The 19,619-nt window shown below is 71.7% G+C and carries 15 protein-coding genes and 1 rRNA gene; 9 read left to right on the forward strand and 7 right to left on the reverse strand.

Translation table 11 applies throughout. The annotated features are described in order from the left end of the window. Window positions 1-82 (forward strand): 5S ribosomal RNA (rrf, locus tag ACFU5F_RS24510); the annotation flags it as partial. 103 nt (window positions 83-185) lie between these two features. Here the strand turns inward: rrf and ACFU5F_RS24515 are convergent. The 5 genes from ACFU5F_RS24515 to ACFU5F_RS24535 are packed head-to-tail and all read right to left on the reverse strand — an operon-like array spanning window position 186 to window position 5,736. After that, window positions 186-1,496, reverse strand: coding sequence for a DUF58 domain-containing protein (locus ACFU5F_RS24515; RefSeq protein ID WP_383891008.1), 1,311 nt, complete (start codon window positions 1,494-1,496; stop codon window positions 186-188). Continuing rightward, window positions 1,496-2,485 carry an AAA family ATPase gene (locus ACFU5F_RS24520; protein WP_383891114.1) on the reverse strand — a complete coding sequence of 330 codons (990 nt, stop codon included), beginning with the start codon at window positions 2,483-2,485 and terminating at the stop codon, window positions 1,496-1,498. The genes ACFU5F_RS24515 and ACFU5F_RS24520 overlap by 1 nt, the downstream gene beginning before the upstream one ends. Further along, the gene (locus tag ACFU5F_RS24525; RefSeq protein ID WP_383891011.1) at window positions 2,485-3,675 is read right to left on the reverse strand and encodes a DUF4350 domain-containing protein; all 1,191 of its coding nucleotides are present in this window, start codon (window positions 3,673-3,675) and stop codon (window positions 2,485-2,487) included. The genes ACFU5F_RS24520 and ACFU5F_RS24525 overlap by 1 nt, the downstream gene beginning before the upstream one ends. Continuing rightward, window positions 3,672-4,352 (reverse strand): DUF4129 domain-containing protein, encoded by a 681-nt coding sequence (locus tag ACFU5F_RS24530; protein WP_383891014.1) that lies wholly within the window; start codon window positions 4,350-4,352, stop codon window positions 3,672-3,674. Before ACFU5F_RS24530 ends, ACFU5F_RS24525 begins: the two co-directional genes overlap by 4 nt. A gap of 40 nt (window positions 4,353-4,392) precedes the next feature. After that, the gene (locus ACFU5F_RS24535) at window positions 4,393-5,736 is read right to left on the reverse strand and encodes a glycerophosphoryl diester phosphodiesterase membrane domain-containing protein (RefSeq protein WP_383891017.1); all 1,344 of its coding nucleotides are present in this window, start codon (window positions 5,734-5,736) and stop codon (window positions 4,393-4,395) included. A 140-nt stretch (window positions 5,737-5,876) separates the two neighbouring features. Here ACFU5F_RS24535 and mtnA point away from each other — a divergent pair, with 140 nt between their 5' ends. The 7 genes from mtnA (at window position 5,877) to ACFU5F_RS24570 (ending at window position 14,538) form a co-directional block, all read left to right on the forward strand. Then, window positions 5,877-7,022, forward strand: a complete 1,146-nt coding sequence (gene mtnA / locus ACFU5F_RS24540) for an S-methyl-5-thioribose-1-phosphate isomerase (protein ID WP_383891019.1) — start codon at window positions 5,877-5,879, stop codon at window positions 7,020-7,022. Window positions 7,023-7,030: 8 nt separating this feature from the next. Then, window positions 7,031-7,720, forward strand: a complete 690-nt coding sequence (gene mtrA, locus ACFU5F_RS24545) for a two-component system response regulator MtrA (RefSeq protein ID WP_189823911.1) — start codon at window positions 7,031-7,033, stop codon at window positions 7,718-7,720. Between the two features lies 1 nt (window position 7,721). Beyond that, complete coding sequence (gene mtrB / locus ACFU5F_RS24550; protein WP_383891022.1) at window positions 7,722-9,809, forward strand: MtrAB system histidine kinase MtrB; 2,088 nt, start codon at window positions 7,722-7,724, stop codon at window positions 9,807-9,809. A 94-nt stretch (window positions 9,810-9,903) separates the two neighbouring features. Then, a complete protein-coding gene (locus ACFU5F_RS24555; RefSeq protein WP_383891024.1) occupies window positions 9,904-11,634 on the forward strand; it encodes an LpqB family beta-propeller domain-containing protein in 1,731 nt (576 codons plus the stop codon). A gap of 138 nt (window positions 11,635-11,772) precedes the next feature. Beyond that, entirely contained in the window at window positions 11,773-12,576 is an 804-nt protein-coding gene (locus ACFU5F_RS24560) for a ComF family protein (protein WP_383891116.1), read from the forward strand. A gap of 314 nt (window positions 12,577-12,890) precedes the next feature. Continuing rightward, window positions 12,891-13,583, forward strand: coding sequence for a ribosome hibernation-promoting factor, HPF/YfiA family (gene hpf / locus ACFU5F_RS24565; RefSeq protein ID WP_383891027.1), 693 nt, complete (start codon window positions 12,891-12,893; stop codon window positions 13,581-13,583). 205 nt (window positions 13,584-13,788) lie between these two features. Next, window positions 13,789-14,538 (forward strand): response regulator, encoded by a 750-nt coding sequence (locus tag ACFU5F_RS24570; RefSeq protein ID WP_383891030.1) that lies wholly within the window; start codon window positions 13,789-13,791, stop codon window positions 14,536-14,538. 36 nt (window positions 14,539-14,574) lie between these two features. Here the strand turns inward: ACFU5F_RS24570 and ACFU5F_RS24575 are convergent, their stop codons facing one another. Together ACFU5F_RS24575 and ACFU5F_RS24580 are read right to left on the reverse strand one after the other, a co-directional pair. Next, on the reverse strand, window positions 14,575-15,738 hold the full coding sequence (locus ACFU5F_RS24575; RefSeq protein WP_383891033.1) for a winged helix-turn-helix domain-containing protein: 1,164 nt from the start codon (window positions 15,736-15,738) through the stop codon (window positions 14,575-14,577). A gap of 114 nt (window positions 15,739-15,852) precedes the next feature. After that, window positions 15,853-16,422: a GNAT family N-acetyltransferase gene (locus tag ACFU5F_RS24580; protein ID WP_383891035.1), complete on the reverse strand. Its 570-nt coding sequence runs from the start codon at window positions 16,420-16,422 to the stop codon at window positions 15,853-15,855. Window positions 16,423-16,739: 317 nt separating this feature from the next. Here ACFU5F_RS24580 and secA point away from each other — a divergent pair, with 317 nt between their 5' ends. Further along, complete coding sequence (gene secA / locus ACFU5F_RS24585; RefSeq protein ID WP_383891038.1) at window positions 16,740-19,586, forward strand: preprotein translocase subunit SecA; 2,847 nt, start codon at window positions 16,740-16,742, stop codon at window positions 19,584-19,586. The last annotated feature ends 33 nt before the right edge of the window (window positions 19,587-19,619 follow it).

Here is a 19,619-nt window from a genome sequence, read left to right on the forward strand (position 1 = left end):
CATTCCGAACCCGGAAGCTAAGCCTTACAGCGCCGATGGTACTGCAGGGGGGACCCTGTGGGAGAGTAGGACGCCGCCGAACAAATATTGAGAAAGGCCCACACCTATGGTGTGGGCCTTTCTGCGTTTCCAGGGGTATCCGGGGTTTTCCACCCCCGTCATGACGTCGTCATGACGACCTCTGATCAGAGACGTCCCGCTGCCTTCAATGCCAGGTAGGCGTCCGCGAGGGCCGGCGCCAGGTTGTCCGGAGTCGCGTCGACCACCGTGACGCCGTGCCGACGAAGTTGGTCTGCGGTGCGGTGGCGGTCCGCTTGTGACTGGGCTGCGGCCGCCGCCTCGTAGACGGCGTCCGTGGTGCCCCGCGCCTCGGCCATCCGGGCGATGTGCGGGTCGGCGACCGAGGCCACCAGAACCGAATGGCGCTGGGTGAGGCGGGACAGAACGGGGAGAAGGCCCTGTTCCACGGGGGCCGCGTCGAGGGTGGTGAGCAGAACGATCAGGGCGCGACGGGGGGCCGTACGGAGTGCGGTGGCCGCGAGGCCCCGGGCGTCCGTTTCGACGAGTTCCGGTTCGAGCGGGGCCATGGCACTGACCAGGGAGGGCAGGACGTCACCCGCCGAGCGGCCCTGGACGAGGGCGCGTACGCGACGGTCATAGGCGAGGAGGTCCACGCGGTCGCCGGCGCGGGAGGCGAGGGCGGCCAGGAGGAGAGCCGCGTCCATGGAGGCGTCGAGACGGGGGGCGTCACCCACGCGGCCCGCGGAGGTGCGGCCGGTGTCCAGCACGAGCAGGATGTGACGGTCTCGTTCGGGACGCCAGGTGCGTACCGCCACCGACGACTGGCGGGCCGTGGCGCGCCAGTCGATCGAACGGGTGTCGTCGCCGGGGATGTACTCCCGGAGGCTGTCGAACTCCGTGCCCTCGCCCCGGGTCAGGACGCTGGTGCGGCCGTCGAGTTCGCGCAGCCGGGCCAGCTTGGACGGCAGGTGCTTGCGGCTGGTGAACGGGGGCAGCACACGTACGGTCCAGGGGGCCCGGTGGCTGCCCTGGCGGGCGAAGAGGCCGAGCGGGCCGTAGGAGCGGATCGTGACCCTGTCCGCCTGGCGGTCGCCCCTGCGGGTGGGGCGCAGCCGGGTCGTGACGCGGCGGCGTTCACCCGGGGGGATCGCGAGGGGGTGGCGGGAGGCGGTCACCTCGGAGCCGGGGAGCCAGCTGCTGGGGGGCCAGGCGTCGCGGAGGTGGGCGCGCAGGGGGCGGTTGGTGGGGTTGGTGACCGTGAGGGTGACGTCCGCGGTCTCGCCCAGGCGTGCGGAGGTGTCGCCGGAGCGCAGGAGGCCCAGGCGGCGTACGGGAGCGGCGAGGGCGTAGTCGCAGGCGCAGGCCAGGGCCAGGGGGGCGTTCACGGCGAGGATGCCCGTCCAGCTGGGTTCCCAGATGCCCACGGGGAGGGTGCCGAGGGCCGCGAGGAGCGCGGCGCGTCCGGTGGGGGCCATCAGCGGGGGACGGGGACGTGGGCGAGGATCGCGTTGATGACCGAGTCGGCCGTCACGCCCTCCATCTCGGCCTCCGGGCGGAGCTGGACGCGGTGGCGCAGTGTCGGCAGGGCGAGTGCCTTGACGTCGTCGGGGATGACGTAGTCGCGGCCCGTCAGCCAGGCCCAGGCGCGGGAGGCCGCGAGGAGGGCCGTGGAGCCTCGGGGGGAGACGCCGAGGGTGAGGGAGGGAGACTCACGGGTGGCGCGGCAGATGTCCACGACGTAGGCGGTGATCTCGGGGGAGACGGTCGTCCTGGCCACGGCGGCGCGGGCGGCTTCGAGGTCGGCCGCGTTCGCGACGGGGCGTAGGCCGGCGGCGCGCAGGTCGCGCGGGTCGAAGCCTCCGGCGTGACGGGTGAGGACGTCGATCTCGTCCTCGCGGGACGGGAGCGGGACCGTCAGCTTGAGGAGGAAGCGGTCCAGTTGTGCCTCGGGGAGGGGGTAGGTGCCCTCGTACTCGACCGGGTTCTGGGTCGCGGCGACCAGGAACGGGTCCGGGAGCGGGCGCGGGGTGCCGTCGACCGTGACCTGGCGTTCCTCCATCGCTTCGAGGAGGGACGACTGGGTCTTGGGGGGCGTGCGGTTGATCTCGTCGGCGAGGAGGAGGTTGGTGAAGACCGGGCCGGGCTGGAAGGAGAACTCGGCGCTGCGGGTGTCGTAGACGAGGGAGCCGGTGACGTCGCTCGGCATGAGGTCCGGGGTGAACTGGACGCGCTTGGTGTCGAGTTCGAGCGCGGACGCGAGGGCCCGGACGAGCAGCGTCTTGGCGACGCCGGGGACCCCTTCCAGCAGGACGTGTCCGCGGCACAGGAGGGCGACGACGAGGCCGGTCACGGCGGGGTCCTGGCCGACCACGGCTTTGGCGATCTCGGCGCGCAGGGCCTCCAGGGAGGCTCGGGCGGTGCCCGGGTCCCCGGTGGTCCCGGCGTTGTCAGTGGTCGGGTCCATCATGAACGGCGTACCTCTCTTTCGAGGGCGTCGAGTCGGTCGGTGAGGGCGATGAGGGCCGCGTCGTCGCCGGGCGGCGGGCCGAACAGCAGGGGGTGCAGGGGCTGTCCGTCGCCGTGGAGGTGGGCGGACAGCGCGGGGAGCAGGGCCTCGGGTGTGTGGGCCCGGGAGACGGGGACGCCGACCAGGGGGGCGAGGCGGGTGCGGGTGGTGGAGCGCAGAGCGGCGGCCGCGCGGTCGCGGGCGTCGGCCTTGCGGTAGAGGCGGGCGCGGCCTTCGACGGTTTCGGAGGCGCGGATCGCGACGGGGAGGTTCTCGGGCACCAGGGGGCCGAATCGGCGTGCCCGCCAGAAGGCGGCGAGGGCGCCGGCGAGGAGGAGCTGCAGGGTGCCCCAGAGCCAGCCCGGGGGGAGCAGGGCGAGGAGGCCGCGGTCGCCGGTGTCGGGGGCGGAGTCGGAGAGCGAGGGGAGGTACCAGACCAGATGCGGGCGCGAGCCGAGGAGTTGCAGGGCGAGGGAGGCGTTGCCCTGCTCGTCGAGGCTGCTGTTGAGGAGGATGTCGGGGGCGCCGAGGACGACGGTGTCGCCCTTGCCCTCGGCCGCCGGGACGCGCACCAGGGTGGGCAGGCCGTTCTCGGGGTAGCAGGTGTCGGCCGCGCCGACGGTGACGTCGTAGCGGATTCCGCCGGTGTCGGCGCTGCCCGCGCGGCGGGCGGCGGGCAGTTCGCAGCGCGGCCTGAGTGTGGAGTCCAGGCTGAGGGCGGCGTCGGCGGTGACGCCGGGGGCGAGGGTGCTCACGGACGGGGGGCCGGGGGCCACCAGGACCGTGCGTCCGCCGGAGTCCTCGGTCGCCGCGCGGAGGCGGCGCTGCTGGGAGTCGGTCAGCAGGTCCGGGTTCGCGACCAGGAGGGTGGTGTCGGGGCCGGCCGCGGCGGTCGCGCGGTCGAGGGTGGTGACCAGCCGGGTGGACACGCCCCGGTCGTCGAGGAGTTCGGCGACGGCGCGGCTGCCGTCGGTGTCGGCGGAGCGTGGATCCAGGCGGCCGTGTTCGGCGCCGGAGCGGATCACGGCGATGACGGCGGCGGCCGCCAGGAGGATCACCGCCGCGAGGACGACACCGCGGGCGCGGGTCCACACCTGGCGGGCCGTGGGCGAGACCGAGGTGGACGGACGCGTGGCCTCGGTGGTCATTCGGCGGCTCCCGGGCGGGCGGTGCTCGCGGTCTCGGGGGTGCTGCCCGCCGGCGCGGGCCTGGCGCGTTCCAGGTCGGTGTCGAGGGCGGTGAGCCGGAGGTACGTTTCCTCGGCCGCGGACCGGCCGCCGTAGGTGACGTCGTCGAAGTCCCGGGCGGCGGTGTGCAGCCGGTCCGCGTGGCCGGGGAGCGACGTGCCCGCTTCGGAGGCCGCCTCGTCCGCGGTGCGGCCGGGGCGTACGTCGAGCAGGGCGCGCTCCTCCAGGGAGCGGACGACGGCGCGCATGCGTTCCTGGACGGCCTGGTTCCAGTGACTCTGGGCGGCCTGCGCCTCGGCGGCCGCCCGGTGTTCGGCGGCGCTGCGGGGGCGGTCGTCGAAGAGGACGGCGGAGGAGGCGGGGGAGCGGTGGGGGGTGCCGAGACGCCACCACAGGGCGCCCAGCAGGGCCAGTACGGCCAGGACGATGACGACGAGGCCGAGCGTGCCGCCCGGGGTGGCGGCGGAAGCGGCGCCGAAGACCTTGTCGAGCCACTCCCAGAAGGCGTCCAGGGCGCGCTCGTACCAACTGGGGTCGTTCTGGTGGTACATGTTCTTGGACAGCTCGCGTCGGGCCGCCTCCCGCGCGGGGTCGCGCGGGAGGGTGAGGGGCGGCTCGTCCGCCGAGCGCCACGACATCGGTACGGCTGTCAGTGCTCCCCCCGCCGGGCTCACCCCGTCAGCTCCCCGGGGTGGCGCCCGGGGCGTCGCCGTAGCCCTGGAGGCCGGCGGCGCGGCCCAGTTCGAGGTCGAGGGCCTCGCGGCGGATGCGCTGGTCGATGTAGAGGAGCACGGTGACGCCCGCGCTGATCGGGAAGGTGAGCGTGGACCCGATCACCGCGCCGACGCCGCTGATGACGAGGTAGGTCCAGCCGAGTGTGGTGCCGCCGGTGGCGAGGAGGCCGGAGATGCCGTCCCCGTCCAGGGCGGCGCCCGCGAAGGAGAAGGGGATCACGACGATCGACGCGACGATGTAGGCGATGATCGCGGCGAGCAGCTGGATGCCGAGGACCCGCCACCAGGAGCCGCGCACCAGTTTGACGGAGCGGCCGAGGGACTTGCCGACGCCCTGCTTCTCCAGCATCAGCGCGGGCGAGGCGAGCGAGAAGCGGATCATCAGCCACACGGTGAGGACGAAGGCACCCAGTCCGCCGAAGAGGGCGAGGAGGACGCCTCCGCCGGTGGAGCCGCCGGCCGCGAGGAGCACGCCGGGCAGGACGCCGACGGCCATGATCAGGACGGCGGTCACGAGCAGGAGGACGGTCAGTCCCGCCAGCCTCAGCAGCTGCGGGCGGGCGTCGCGCCAGGCCTCGGCGGTGGTCACGGACCTGCCGAGGACGGCGCGGCTGGTCACGGTCGTGAGCAGGGCCGTCGCGATGATGGTGCCCAGCAGGGAGATCACCATGACGACGGAGGTGCTCAGCAGGGTGTCGCCCAGGGCGCGGCCCAGTTCGCCGGGGGTGGCGGTCGGGTCGTTGAGGGCGTCGGCGCTCGCGGTGTCGTCGAGGACGAGGCCCTGGAGCAGGATGACGCCGATCTGGGTGACGACCGCGACGGCCAGGGAGATGCCGAGGACCGTGCGCCAGTACGTGCGCATGGTGGAGACCGCGCCGTCGAGGATCTCGCCGATGCCGAGCGGGCGCAGCGGGATCACGCCGGGCTTGGCCGCGGGCGGGGGGCCGCCCCAGCCGCCGCCCCAGCCGGGAGTGCCGTAGCCGGGGGCTCCGGGGCCCGGACGGCCGCCGGGGGCTCCGTGGCCGGGGTGTCCGCCCCAGCCCGGGACGGGCGGTGGTGGCGGGGTCGGGCCGGGTGCCTGCGGGGTGGGAGCGGACCACTGGGCGGGCGGCGGCTGCTCCTTGGACCACTTGGACTGCTGAGGCGCCTGGCCGGGGCCCGGCTGGTCCGCGGGCTGTGCGCGGTCCGCGTCGGTCCGGTCCTCGGGCCGCGCGGAGCCCTGGGGGTCCGGTTCCTGGCCGCCGGAGGGGGCGGATCCGGGCGAGGCCCAGCCCGGAGTGTCCTTCATCGTCGCTCCTTCACGGTGCTCGTCCGCGGTCGCGGCGGCAGCTTGGCGCCCATCGTGCCACGCGGTCCGCGCGAAGTGACCGGGGGCCGTGTTCGCTGCGTACCTTCAATTGTCCGGCGGATACGGGGCAGACTGACCGCATGGCTGATCAGTACGCGCGATCCGGCGACGACACCCGGCCGACCGGGATACCCGCGATCCGATGGGACGAGCCGCCCGAAGGCCCCGTCCTGGTCCTCCTCGACCAGACGAGACTGCCGGCCGAGGAGGTCGAGCTGGTGTGCACGGACGCGCCCGCGCTGGTGGAGGCGATCCGTTCGCTCGCCGTGCGCGGGGCGCCGCTGCTGGGGATCGCCGGGGCGTACGGCGTCGCGCTCGCCGCGGTGCGCGGGTTCGACGTGGAGGACGCCGCCGAGGCGCTGGAGGGTGCCCGGCCCACCGCGGTGAACCTCGCGGTGGGTGTGCGCCGGGCGCGGGCCGCGCACCGGGCCGAGCTGGGCCGGACGGGCGACCGGAAGCGGGCCGCCGAGGCGGCGCTCGCCGCGGCGCGGGCGCTGCACGGGGAGGACGCCGAGGCCAGTTCCCGGATGGCCGCGCACGGTCTGGCACTGCTGGACGAGCTGCTGCCGGGCGGCGGGCACCGCGTGCTCACGCACTGCAACACGGGGGCGCTGGTGTCGGGTGGTGAGGGCACGGCGTTCGCGGTGGCGCTCGCGGCGCACCGGGTGGGCCGCCTGCGGCGGCTGTGGGTGGACGAGACGCGGCCGCTGCTGCAGGGGGCCCGGCTGACCGCTTATGAGGCGGCGCGCAGCCACATGGCGTACACCTTGCTCACGGACAATGCCGCGGGCTCGCTGTTCGCGGCCGGAGAGGTGGACGCGGTGCTGGTGGGGGCCGACCGGATCGCTGCCGACGGATCGGTGGCGAACAAGGTCGGGACCTATCCGCTCGCGGTGCTCGCCCGGTACCACCACGTGCCGTTCATCGTGGTGGCACCGCTGACGACGGTGGACACGGAGACCCCGGACGGGGCGTCCATCGAGGTGGAACAGCGCGCGGGTCATGAGGTGACGGAGATCACGGCCCCTCAGGTTCCGGTGGCGGGAGCGGAGGCGGGAGGCGGGATCGCGGTGGCACCCCTGGGGACCCAGGCGTACAACCCCGCGTTCGACGTGACACCGCCCGAGTTGGTGACGGCGATCGTCACCGAGGAGGGGGTCGTGTCGCCCGTGACCGCCGAGGCGCTCGCAGAGCTGTGTGACAGGTCACGCCAGGTAACGATTTAGTTAATGGGATGATGGCATTCATGAAGGGACGAGTCCTTGTCGTCGACGACGACACCGCACTGGCCGAGATGCTCGGCATTGTGTTGCGTGGTGAAGGTTTTGAGCCGTCTTTCGTAGCCGACGGCGACAAGGCGCTGGCCGCGTTCCGCGAGGCCAAACCGGATCTGGTGCTGCTGGATCTGATGTTGCCTGGCCGCGACGGGATCGAGGTGTGCCGCCTGATCAGGGCGGAGTCCGGGGTGCCGATCGTGATGCTCACGGCCAAGAGCGACACCGTCGATGTGGTGGTCGGCCTGGAGTCGGGCGCGGACGACTACATCGTGAAGCCGTTCAAGCCGAAGGAGCTGGTGGCCCGGATCCGGGCGCGCCTGAGGCGGTCGGAGGAGCCGGCGCCGGAGCAGCTCGCCATAGGTGACCTGGTCATCGACGTGGCCGGGCACTCGGTGAAGCGTGAGGGACAGTCGATCGCGCTGACGCCCCTGGAGTTCGACCTGCTGGTCGCGCTGGCGCGCAAGCCGTGGCAGGTGTTCACCCGGGAGGTCCTGCTGGAGCAGGTCTGGGGGTACCGCCACGCGGCGGACACCCGTCTGGTGAACGTGCATGTGCAGCGGCTGCGCTCCAAGGTCGAGAAGGACCCGGAGCGGCCGGAGATCGTGGTGACCGTCCGTGGTGTCGGATACAAGGCAGGGCCCAGCTGACATGTCCGGTGACAGTGCCGCTTCGGCGCCCGGCCAGCCGGGGACCCGCGCGGAGCGGCCTGTCGGCCGGAAGGCGCCCGGTTCCGGCTGGAGGCGTCTGCTGGAGGGCGGGTTGCTCCAGGGCGGAGTCCAGGGCAGCCCGGTCCTGAGGCTGTTCATGCGCTGGGTGCGCCGTCCGTTGCTGCCTGTGATGCGGCTGTGGCGGCGCAACATCCAGCTCAGGATCGTCGTGACGACGCTGCTGATGTCGCTCAGCGTCGTGCTGCTGCTGGGCTTCGTCGTCATCGGGCAGGTCCGCAACGGGCTGCTGGACGCCAAGGTCAAGGCCTCGCAGAGCCAGGCCACCGGCGGGTTCACGGTCGCCGAGCAGAAGGCCGACGACGACGCGAGCGCGGCCGGGAACGAGAACCCGGATCCGGACGGCGACCGGGTGCAGAACGTCGGCGAGTGGACGACCAACCTGGTGACCTCGCTCTCCAGCGGCGGCCAGGGCGCGTTCGACGTGGTGACGCTCAGCCCGGCCTCCGCCGACGGCGACACCGGGAGTCTCGGCCCGCGCGTCTCCGGAGGCGTGGAGTGGGACCTCAGTGTGCCCGTGGAGCTGCGTGAGCAGGTCGACGACGGCACCGGCGCCGTACAGAGCTACACCCGGATCCACTACTACAACGGGCAGGAGCCCCAGCCGGGGCTGATCATCGGCAAACAGGTCAACGATCCCAACAACAAGCCGTACCAGATGTACTACCTCTTCCCGCTCACGCAGGAGGAGAAGTCCCTGAGCCTGGTCAAGGGGACCTTGGCGACGGCCGGGCTGTTCGTCGTGGTGCTGCTCGGGGCCATCGCCTGGCTCGTGGTGCGGCAGGTCGTCACGCCCGTGCGGATGGCGGCCGGGATCGCCGAGCGGCTGTCCGCCGGGCGGCTGCAGGAACGGATGAAGGTCAGCGGCGAGGACGACATCGCGCGGCTCGGCGAGGCCTTCAACAAGATGGCGCAGAACCTGCAGCTGAAGATCCAGCAGCTGGAGGACCTGTCACGGATGCAGCGGCGGTTCGTCTCCGACGTGTCGCACGAGCTGCGGACGCCGCTGACGACCGTACGGATGGCGGCGGACGTCATCCATGACGCGCGGGTGGACTTCGATCCGGTCACCGCGCGGTCGGCCGAACTGCTCGCCGACCAGCTGGACCGGTTCGAGTCGCTGCTCGCGGACCTGCTGGAGATCAGCCGGTTCGACGCGGGCGCGGCGGCCCTGGAGGCCGAACCGATAGACCTGCGTGAGGTCGTGCGCAAGGTCGTCAGCGGGGCGCAGCCCCTCGCGGAGCGCAAGGGGACACGGATACGGGTGCTGGGCAACCAGCAGCCCGTCGTGGCCGAGGCCGACGCCCGGCGGGTGGAGCGCGTGCTGCGCAACCTCGTGGTCAACGCCGTGGAGCACGGCGAGGGCAAGGACGTCCTGGTCAAGCTCGCGGCGGCGGGCGGCGCGGTCGCGGTGGCCGTGCGCGACTACGGTGTGGGCCTCAAGCCGGGGGAGGCGACGCGGGTCTTCAGCCGCTTCTGGCGGGCGGACCCGGCACGCGCGCGGACGACCGGTGGTACGGGACTGGGGCTGTCCATCGCCTTGGAGGACGCCCGGCTGCACGGGGGCTGGCTGCAGGCGTGGGGCGAGCCGGGCGGCGGTTCGCAGTTCCGGCTCACGCTGCCGAGGACGGCGGACGAGCCGCTGCGCGGGTCCCCGATACCCCTGGAGCCCAAGGACTCGCGGCGTCATCGCGGACTCAACGACGCCGGTCGGCCGCTCGGGGGCGGCGGCAAGCTCGCCACGGTGCCGGTGCAGACCGGTGAGCACGGGGCCGCCCGGGCGGCCATAGGGCCCCGGCCGGGCGCCGGACAGGCTCCCACGGCGGATCCGACGGCGCTGCCGGGCAACGGCGCGCGCGTGGTGCCCCGGCCGGCCGGGCCGGCCGCGACACCGCCGTCGGCACCGCCCGCGCGGCGGCCCGACGACGGTGCGGGCGAGGAAGCGCAGAAGCCGGCCGACAGTGGTGCGGAGCGGCGGCACGAGCAGGGGGAGGCATTCCGTGGGCGCTGACCGCGCGGAAGGCGGCCGCAGGCGTCCGGGGCGGACGGCCGTGCGTCTCGGGAGTGTCGGTGTGTGTGCCGCCCTGCTGGCGGGGTGCGCGTCGATGCCAGGCAGCGGTGACATGCGCGACGTCGAGTCCACCCCGAGGCAGGACTCGAAGGTGCGGGTCTTCGCGCTGCCGCCCGCCGACGACGCCGAGCCGCAGGAGATCGTGCAGGGCTTCCTGGAGGCCCTGACCAGCGACGACCTCAAATACGAGACCGCGCGCAAGTACCTGACCGGCGAGGCGGCCAAGGAGTGGGATCCGAACGAGTCGACCACGGTCCTCGCCGAGGCCCCGACCCCCTACCCCGCCGTCACCGAGGACCGGCCCGACGCCTACGACTACCGGTTCGAGCTGTCGGGCAAGAGGGTCGCCCGGGTCGACGAGCAGCACGCGTACACACCCACCAGCGGTGAGTACAGCAGGACCGTGCACCTCACGCGCGTGAAGGACACCCGGCAGTGGCGCATCGACAGACTGCCGTCGGGGGTGGTGCTCGGCAGGTCCGACTTCGAGCGCAACTACAAGTCCATCAACAAGTACTACTTCACCTCCGCCGCGCAGTCCGGTGAGCCGGGCACCGTCGCCGACCCCGTCTACGTGCGCAGCCAGGTCGACCCGGTGACCCAGGTGGTCCGCGACCTGCTGCAGGGCCCCACCAGCTGGCTCAACCCCGTCGCGAGGACGAGTTTCCCCTCCGGTACGGCCCTCAGGAAGGGCACCCGGGCGCTGACGCCCGACGACCAGAACATCCTGGTCGTGCCGCTGAACAAGAAGGCCGACCGCGTCTCGGCGGGCAGGTGCAAGGAGATGGCCGCCCAGCTCCTGTTCACGCTGCAGGACTACATGCCCACGGGCGTGACCGACGTGGAGCTGCAGGGGTCGACCGGCGCGCAGCTGTGTGCGCTGAGTGAGAGCGAGGCCGACACCGTCGCCTCGCACGGCTCCGGCAGGACCGCGAGCTTCGAGTACTTCATCGACGGTGACCGCAAGCTCGCACGGCTGTCCGGGCAGGGCGCGGTGACCACGCCGACGGCCGTTCCCGGCGCGCTCGGTGACGGCGAGAAGCAGCTGCGGTCGGCCGCCGTCTCGCGGGACGAGGAGCGGGCGGCCGGTGTGTCGGCCGACGGGAGCGACCTGTACGTGGCGCCGCTGACGCCGGGTGGCACGATCGGCGAGCCGGTGCTGCACAGCTCCGGTGCCACCGCGAAGGACCGGCTGACGACACCCAGTTGGGACGGCCGGGGCGACCTGTGGGTGGCGGACCGTGACCCCGAGAACCCCCGTCTGCTGGTCCTGACGGACGGCATGGGTGATCCGTTGGAGGTCAGAACGCCCAACCTCGACGGCCGCATCGAGGCGGTGCGGGTGGCCGCCGACGGGGTGCGGGTGGCGCTGATCCTCAAGAACGAGGGCAAGCGGGCGCTGTACATCGGACGCATCGAGCGGGACGCCGACGCCGAGAGCACCACCGTCTCGATCGTCGAACTGCGGTCCGTGACACCGGACCTGGAGGACGTCACCGCCATGTCCTGGGCCGGCGACAGCCAGCTCGTGGTCGTGGGGCGCGAACGCGGTGGCGTGCAGCAGATGCGGTACGTCCGCGTCGACGGGTCCCCGACGCCGGGCTCCGGGCCCTCGGCGCTCACCGGTGTGGAGGAGATCGCCGCGTCCGAGGACGAGAGCCAGCCGCTGGTCGCGCACTCGGCCGACGGGATCGTCCGGCTGTCGCCGGGGTCGCAGTGGCAGACGGTGGTCAAGGAAGGGTCGGCGCCGGTCTACCCCGGGTGAGGGTGGGGCAGGGCACCGCGGTCTTCCGGCGCCCGTCATTCGTGTGGGTGACAACCTCTTTGCGGTTGCGGTCAGTTGTCCACAGGCGGTTGTCCACAGGGGTGGCGGAGCCTCGTCCGCGTGGGCACAGTGGAGGACATGCGGGGGTGGTGGCGTGACCTCACTGATCTGGTGCTGCCGGCCGAGTGCGGGGGCTGCGGGAGGCCTCGCGCGGTGCTCTGCCCGGAGTGCCGTGCGGCTCTGACCGGAGCCGCGCCGTGCCGGGTGCGACCGGCGCCGGAGCCGTCGGGGCTGCCCGTGGTGCACGCGGCGGCGCCGTACGAGGACGCGGTGCGGGCCACCCTGATCGCGCACAAGGAACGGGGTGCGCTGGCTCTCGCCGGACCGCTCGGCGCGGCCCTGGCGGGGGCCGTACGCGCGGCCGTACGGGCCGGTGGTGACGGGGCGGTGCTGCTGGTCCCGGTGCCGTCGGCGCGGCGGGCGGTGCGGGCGCGGGGGCACGACCCCACGCGGCGGATCGCGCTCGCGGCGGCCGGGGAACTGCGGCGCGGCGGGACACCGGCCCGGGTCGCCGGGGTGCTGCGGCAGCGGCGGGCGGTGGCCGACCAGTCGGGGCTGGGCGCCCGGCGGCGGCTGGACAACCTCGCGGGTGCTCTGGAGGTGGCCGCGGGGGGTACCCCCCTCCTGGACGGCGGCGCGATCGTGCTCGTGGACGACCTGATGACCACGGGTGCCTCCCTCGCGGAGGCGGCCCGGGCGGTTCGGACGGCGCGGGGCGGGCATGCGGCGAGGACGGGAGAGTTCGTTGCGAGAGGAAAGCCGCAGGACGCGGTGCGCACACGGGGGGTGACGGGAACGACGGGCGGGAACGGTGCCGAGGACGGGATCAGCGCGGCGGTGGTCGCCGCCCCACCCGACTCTTTCGAAATAAACCGGAACTGACAGAGAACTTGCATCGTTGCAGGTAATGAAAGGGCCAATTCACCTGAACGGAGGTACGCCCCAGTAGAGGGTGACGACATCCGGCCGGGCGAGATATGTTCGGTTGTGAGGGAATGGCCCCGGCCGTTCACCACATATCCGAATGCTGCGCTGCGGCTTTTCCGAATCACCCCGCGCCGGTGGGTGGAGATCTTGTCCACGGGGGAGGAGGAGGTGGAAGTCACCGAGTCCGCGGTTCCGGGAGCCACCGGAACCTGGTGCACAAGGGAGATGCTCCGCCAGTGGAGCGGAGCGATCCGGGAACGGAGTTCTGCGTGGACATCGTCGTCAAGGGCCGCAAGACCGAGGTGCCCGAGCGGTTCCGCAAGCACGTGGCCGAGAAGCTGAAGCTGGAGAAGATCCAGAAGCTCGACGGCAAGGTGATCAGCCTCGACGTCGAGGTGTCCAAGGAGCCCAACCCCCGACAGGCCGACCGCAGCGACCGGGTGGAGATCACGCTCCACTCGCGCGGGCCGGTGATCCGGGCCGAGGCAGCGGCAAGCGATCCGTATGCGGCGCTCGACCTGGCGGCGGACAAGCTGGAGGCCCGGCTGCGCAAGCAGCACGACAAGCGTTACACGCGCCGTGGAGCGCGCCGTCTGACGGCCGCGGAGGTCGCCGACCACGTCCCCGGCGTGGCCACGCTCAACGGCAACGGATACGTCGCCGACGAGGAGAAGGCGGAAAGCGTTCCCACCAAGAAGATCGGTTCGCTGGAGGTGAAGGGCGAAGGCCCCCTCATCGTCCGCGAGAAGACCCACGTGGCATCCCCGATGACCCTCGACCAGGCTCTCTACGAGATGGAGCTGGTCGGGCACGACTTCTACCTCTTCGTCGACTCCGAGACCAAAGAACCGAGTGTCGTCTACCGGCGGCACGCCTACGACTACGGCGTCATCCACCTCAGCACCGACCCGATGGTCGCCCAGGCGCATCCGGACGCCGCGGGCGGCGCGCTCGGCGGCTGAGCGCGCCCGGTGACAGCCTGCCGGTGCCCCTGGAGCGCTTGTGCGCCCCCAGGGGCACCGGTGTGCGACCCCTAGCGGCCCGCTCTGTCACCGCAGGGTGGGCCAGGCATGAAATCATGGCCGGACCGGCCCCAACCGGGGGGCCGTTGCCTTGGGTTGGCAATGGCACAGAAACACAGGGCCACGGCCTTCAGGGGGAGGAACGATGGCGGACAGCAGTTTCGGACCGATGCGTGACGCGAATGCCGACGGCGGCTCCGCCGGCACGGACTCCGACACGGGCTCCTCACGGAAGGAGCCGATCCGGGTCCTCGTCGTGGACGACCACGCGCTTTTCCGCCGCGGCCTGGAGATCGTGCTCGCCGCCGAGGAGGACATCCAGGTCGTCGGTGAGGCCGGTGACGGGGCGGAGGCGGTCGACAAGGCCGCGGACCTGCTGCCCGACATCGTGCTGATGGACGTACGGATGCCCAAGCGCGGCGGTATCGAGGCGTGCACCTCCATCAAGGAGGTGGCCCCCAGCGCGAAGATCATCATGCTGACGATCAGCGACGAGGAGGCCGACCTCTACGACGCGATCAAGGCGGGGGCGACCGGCTATCTCCTCAAGGAGATCTCCACGGACGAGGTGGCCACCGCCATTCGCGCCGTCGCCGACGGGCAGTCGCAGATCAGTCCCTCGATGGCGTCGAAGCTGCTCACCGAGTTCAAGTCCATGATCCAGCGGACCGACGAACGGCGCCTCGTGCCGGCGCCGCGGCTGACGGACCGGGAACTGGAAGTGCTCAAGCTCGTGGCGACCGGTATGAACAACCGGGACATCGCCAAGGAACTGTTCATTTCCGAGAACACCGTGAAGAACCATGTGCGCAACATCCTGGAGAAGCTGCAGCTGCACTCCAGGATGGAGGCCGTGGTGTACGCGATGCGGGAGAAGATCCTCGAGATCCGCTGAGCGGCGCCCCCGCCCGCAGTCGCGCGCTCGTGTGGATCAGGACAGGGCGCGCACCAGCGGCTCCCGTAGTTCCGGGGCGTCGACCCGCTCCACGCGCACGTCCGTGCAGTCCACCCAGGTCGCCGCTTCCAGGAGGGCCTGGGCCACGGCCGGGACCGCCTTCGGGCCGTCGAGGGTGACCTGCTTGGCGACCAGGGTGCGGCCGTCGCGGGCGGGGTCCACGCGGCCGACGAGCCGGCCGCCGGACAGCACCGGCATCGCGAAGTAGCCGTGGACACGCTTCTGTTTGGGGACGTAGGCCTCCAGGCGGTGGGTGAAGCCGAAGATGCGCTCCGTGCGGGCCCGCTCCCAGATCAGGGAGTCGAACGGGGACAGGAGCGTGGTGCGGTGGCGGCCGCGCGGGGGCGTGGCCAGCGCCGCCGGGTCGGCCCAGGCGGGCTTGGCCCAGCCCGCCACCGTCACCGGGACCAGGCCCGAGTCGGCGACCACCGCGTCGAACTGCTCGCCCTTGAGACGGTGGTAGTCCGCGATGTCCGCGCGGGTGCCGACGCCCAGGGCCTCACCGGCCAGCCGGACCAGGCGGCGTACGCACTCCTTGTCGTCCAGCTCGTCGTGGAGGAGGTCCCCGGGGATCGCCCGCTCGGCGAGGTCGTACACCCGCTTCCAGCCGCGGCGCTCCACGCAGACCACCTCGCCGTGCATCAGGGCGCGTTCGACGGCGACCTTCTCCCCGGACCAGTCCCACCACTCGCTGGTGCGCTTCGCACCGCCCAGCTCCGTGGCCGTGAGGGGGCCCTCGTCGCGGAGCTGCTTGATGACCCGCTCGTAGGCGCCGTCCGGGAGTTGGTGGTTCCACTGCGGGCTGGAGCGGTAGGCGCGGCGGCGGAAGGCGAAGTGGGGCCACTCCTCGATGGGGAGGATGCAGGCGGCGTGGGACCAGTACTCGAAGGCGTGCGTGTCCGTCCAGTAGGCGCTGTCGACGGTGGTGCGACCCACGGCGCCGAGGCGGGCGTACGGGATGAGTTCGTGCGAGCGGGCGAGGACCGAGATGGTGTCGAGCTGGACCGCGCCCAGGTGTCGCAGCACGCCCCGGACGCCGGACCTGCGGTCCGGGGCTCCGAGGAAGCCCTGTGCCCGGAGGGCGATTCTGCGGGCCTCGTCTGCGGTGAGTTCTGTGCTGGGGCGCGGAAGGGAGGTCATGCTCCGCAGGGTAGGGGAGGGGACTGACAGGCGGGGCTGAGCTGGGGATACGGACCGCCGTCCAGCGGGACCGCGCCCGTCCGGGGCCGGGCGCGGGGCGTCAGGGCGGCGGGGTCAGGAGCGCCCCGGTACGTACGGCGTCGCCGAGGGCAGACCGAGGTCCGAGGGGAGCAGGGAGGCCAGCCAGCAGTCGCGGCGGACCCCGTTGTTGTCGAGGCCCGATCTGAGGGTGCCCTCGAAGACGAAGCCGGTGCGTTCGGCCACCGCGCGAGAGGCGGCGTTGCCCACCTCGGCGCGCCATTCGAGGCGGTCGAGGGCGAGTGCGGTGAAGGACCAGTGCGCGGCGGCGCGGGTGGCCTCGGTGACGTAGCCGTTGCGGCGGTGCTCCCTGGTCGCCCAGAAGCCGATCTCGCCGGTGCCGGACAGGCGCCTGGTGATGCCCAGCATCCCCGCCAGCTCCCCGGCGGGAAGGAAGAGGCCGAAGGTGAACATCGAGGCGTCGGCCCAGCCTTCGGGAACGGCCCGCTCGACGAAACCCTCCGCGTGCTCCCGCAGATACGGCGAGGGGATCGTGGTCCAGCGCTGGATGTCCGGGTCCTGCGCGGCGGCGTACACCGTGGCGGTGTCGCGCTGGTCCACGGTGCGCAGCAGCAGGCGCTCGGTGGTCAGGGTGACGGGTTCCATCGGGCGATTCTGCTCGGTGGGACGCGGGGGCGCCATCCCGTGGGAGGCCGATCCGTCCGAGGCCGTCGCGCGGGGTGGAAGCACCCGGAGCAAAGGCGCGGTGCGTGAGGGCGCGGTCACAATTCGCGCATTTGGTGGGCGGAACGCGGCACCATCTGCGACACCTGCCCGTTGTCCTGGTGAGCTGTCACCGCCAGACCTCCCGGCACGGCGGGGTCCTCGCTTACGATGGCCGTTGCTCAAGCTGTGATTCAAGACTGTCAACTGTCATTGAAACCGACCCTCCCCAGGCCCGACCGGCAAGGAGACAAACCCCCGTGTCCGTCCTCTCGAAGATCATGCGTGCAGGCGAAGGCAAAATCCTGCGCAAGCTGCACCGCATCGCGGACCAGGTCAACTCCATCGAAGAGGACTTCGTCGACCTCTCCGACGCCGAGCTGCGCGCCCTCACCGAGGAGTACAAGCAGCGGTACGCCGACGGTGAGACCCTCGACGACCTGCTCCCCGAGGCGTTCGCCACCGTCCGTGAGGGCGCCAAGCGCGCCCTCGGCCAGCGCCACTACGACGTGCAGATCATGGGCGGTGCCGCCCTCCACCTCGGCTATGTCGCCGAGATGAAGACCGGTGAGGGCAAGACCCTCGTCGGCACGCTGCCCGCCTACCTGAACGCGCTGGCGGGCAAGGGCGTGCACCTGATCACGGTCAACGACTACCTGGCCGAGCGCGACTCCGAGCTGATGGGCCGCGTCCACAAGTTCCTGGGTCTGAGCGTCGGCTGCATCCTCGCCAACATGACGCCGGCCCAGCGCCGCGAGCAGTACAACTGCGACATCACCTACGGCACGAACAACGAGTTCGGCTTCGACTACCTCCGCGACAACATGGCGTGGTCCAAGGACGAGCTCGTCCAGCGCGGCCACAACTTCGCGATCGTCGACGAGGTCGACTCCATCCTCGTCGACGAGGCCCGTACGCCGCTGATCATCTCCGGCCCGGCCGACCAGGCCACCAAGTGGTACGGCGACTTCGCCAAGCTGGTCACGCGCCTGAAGAAGGGCGAGCCGGGCAACCCCCTCAAGGGCATCGAGGAGACCGGCGACTACGAGGTCGACGAGAAGAAGCGCACCGTCGCCATCCACGAGGCGGGTGTCAGCAAGGTCGAGGACTGGCTGGGCATCGACAACCTCTACGAGTCGGTGAACACCCCTCTGGTGGGCTACCTGAACAACGCCATCAAGGCCAAGGAACTCTTCAAGAAGGACAAGGACTACGTCGTCATGGACGGCGAAGTCATGATCGTCGACGAGCACACCGGCCGTATCCTCGCCGGCCGCCGCTACAACGAGGGCATGCACCAGGCGATCGAGGCGAAGGAAGGGGTGGACATCAAGGACGAGAACCAGACACTCGCCACGATCACCCTGCAGAACTTCTTCCGCCTCTACAAGCGTCACGACCACAACGGCAAGGAACGGCCCGGCCTCTGCGGCATGACCGGTACGGCGATGACCGAGGCCGCCGAGTTCCACCAGATCTACAAGCTCGGTGTCGTCCCGATCCCGACCAACCGGCCGATGGTCCGCAAGGACCAGTCCGACCTGATCTACCGCACCGAGGTCGCGAAGTTCGAGGCGGTCGTCGACGACATCGTCGAGAAGCACGAGAAGGGCCAGCCGATCCTCGTCGGTACGACGTCGGTCGAGAAGTCCGAGTACCTCTCGCAGCAGCTGAGCAAGCGCGGCGTCCAGCACGAGGTGCTCAACGCCAAGCAGCACGACCGGGAGGCGACGATCGTCGCCCAGGCCGGCCGCAAGGGCGCCGTGACCGTCGCCACCAACATGGCCGGCCGTGGTACGGACATCAAGCTCGGCGGCAACCCCGACGACCTCGCCGAGGCGGAGCTGCGCCAGCGCGGCCTCGACCCCGAGGAGCACATCGAGGAGTGGGCGCACGCCCTGCCCGAGGCGCTCGCGAAGGCCGAGGAAGCGGTCAAGGCGGAGTTCGAGGAGGTCAAGGAGCTCGGCGGGCTCTACGTCCTCGGCACCGAGCGCCACGAGTCCCGGCGCATCGACAACCAGCTGCGCGGTCGTTCCGGCCGTCAGGGCGACCCCGGTGAGTCCCGGTTCTACCTGTCGCTGGGCGACGACCTGATGCGGCTGTTCAAGGCCCAGATGGTCGAGCGCGTGATGTCCATGGCGAACGTGCCGGACGACGTCCCGATCGAGAACAAGATGGTCACCCGGGCGATCGCCTCGGCGCAGTCGCAGGTCGAGCAGCAGAACTTCGAGACCCGGAAGAACGTCCTCAAGTACGACGAGGTCCTCAACCGGCAGCGCGAGGTCATCTACGGCGAGCGGCGCCGCGTCCTGGAGGGCGAGGACCTGCAGGAGCAGATCCAGCACTTCATGGACGACACCATCGACGCGTACATCACCGCCGAGACCGCCGAGGGCTTCGCCGAGGAGTGGGACCTCGACCGGCTGTGGGGCGCCTTCAAGCAGCTCTACCCGGTGAAGGTCACCGTCGACGAGCTGGAGGAGGCCGCCGGTGACCGGGCCGGGCTGACCGCCGAGTTCATCGCCGAGTCGATCAAGGACGACATCACCGAGCAGTACCAGGCGCGTGAGACGCAGCTCGGCTCCGAGATCATGCGTGAGCTGGAGCGCCGGGTGGTCCTGTCGGTGCTGGACCGCAAGTGGCGCGAGCACCTCTACGAGATGGACTACCTCCAGGAGGGCATCGGCCTGCGCGCGATGGCGCAGAAGGACCCGCTGGTCGAGTACCAGCGCGAGGGCTTCGACATGTTCACCGCCATGATGGAGGGCATCAAGGAGGAGTCCGTCGGCTACCTGTTCAACCTGGAGGTCCAGGTCGAGCAGCAGGTCGAGGAGGTCCCGGTCGAGGACACGAAGCCGTCCCTGGACAAGGGCGACGCCGTGCCGGCCCAGGCGGGTGCGTCGCGGCCGGAGATCCGCGCGAAGGGCCTGGAGGCCCCGCAGCGCCGTGACCGGCTGCACTTCTCCGCGCCCACCGTCGACGGCGACGGCGGCATCGTGGAGGGCGACCTCCCCGAGGACGAGCCGATCCGCTCCGAGGCCGACGGTCTCACCCGCGCGGAGCGCCGCAAGCAGCAGGCGAAGACCAGCCGCCGCCGCAAGAAGTAGGCGGCGCGCCGCGCGACACCGCCGCGCCGGGCG

It is taken from the genome of Streptomyces sp. NPDC057438 (assembly GCF_042802995.1).
Classification (GTDB): Bacteria; Actinomycetota; Actinomycetes; order Streptomycetales; family Streptomycetaceae; genus Streptomyces.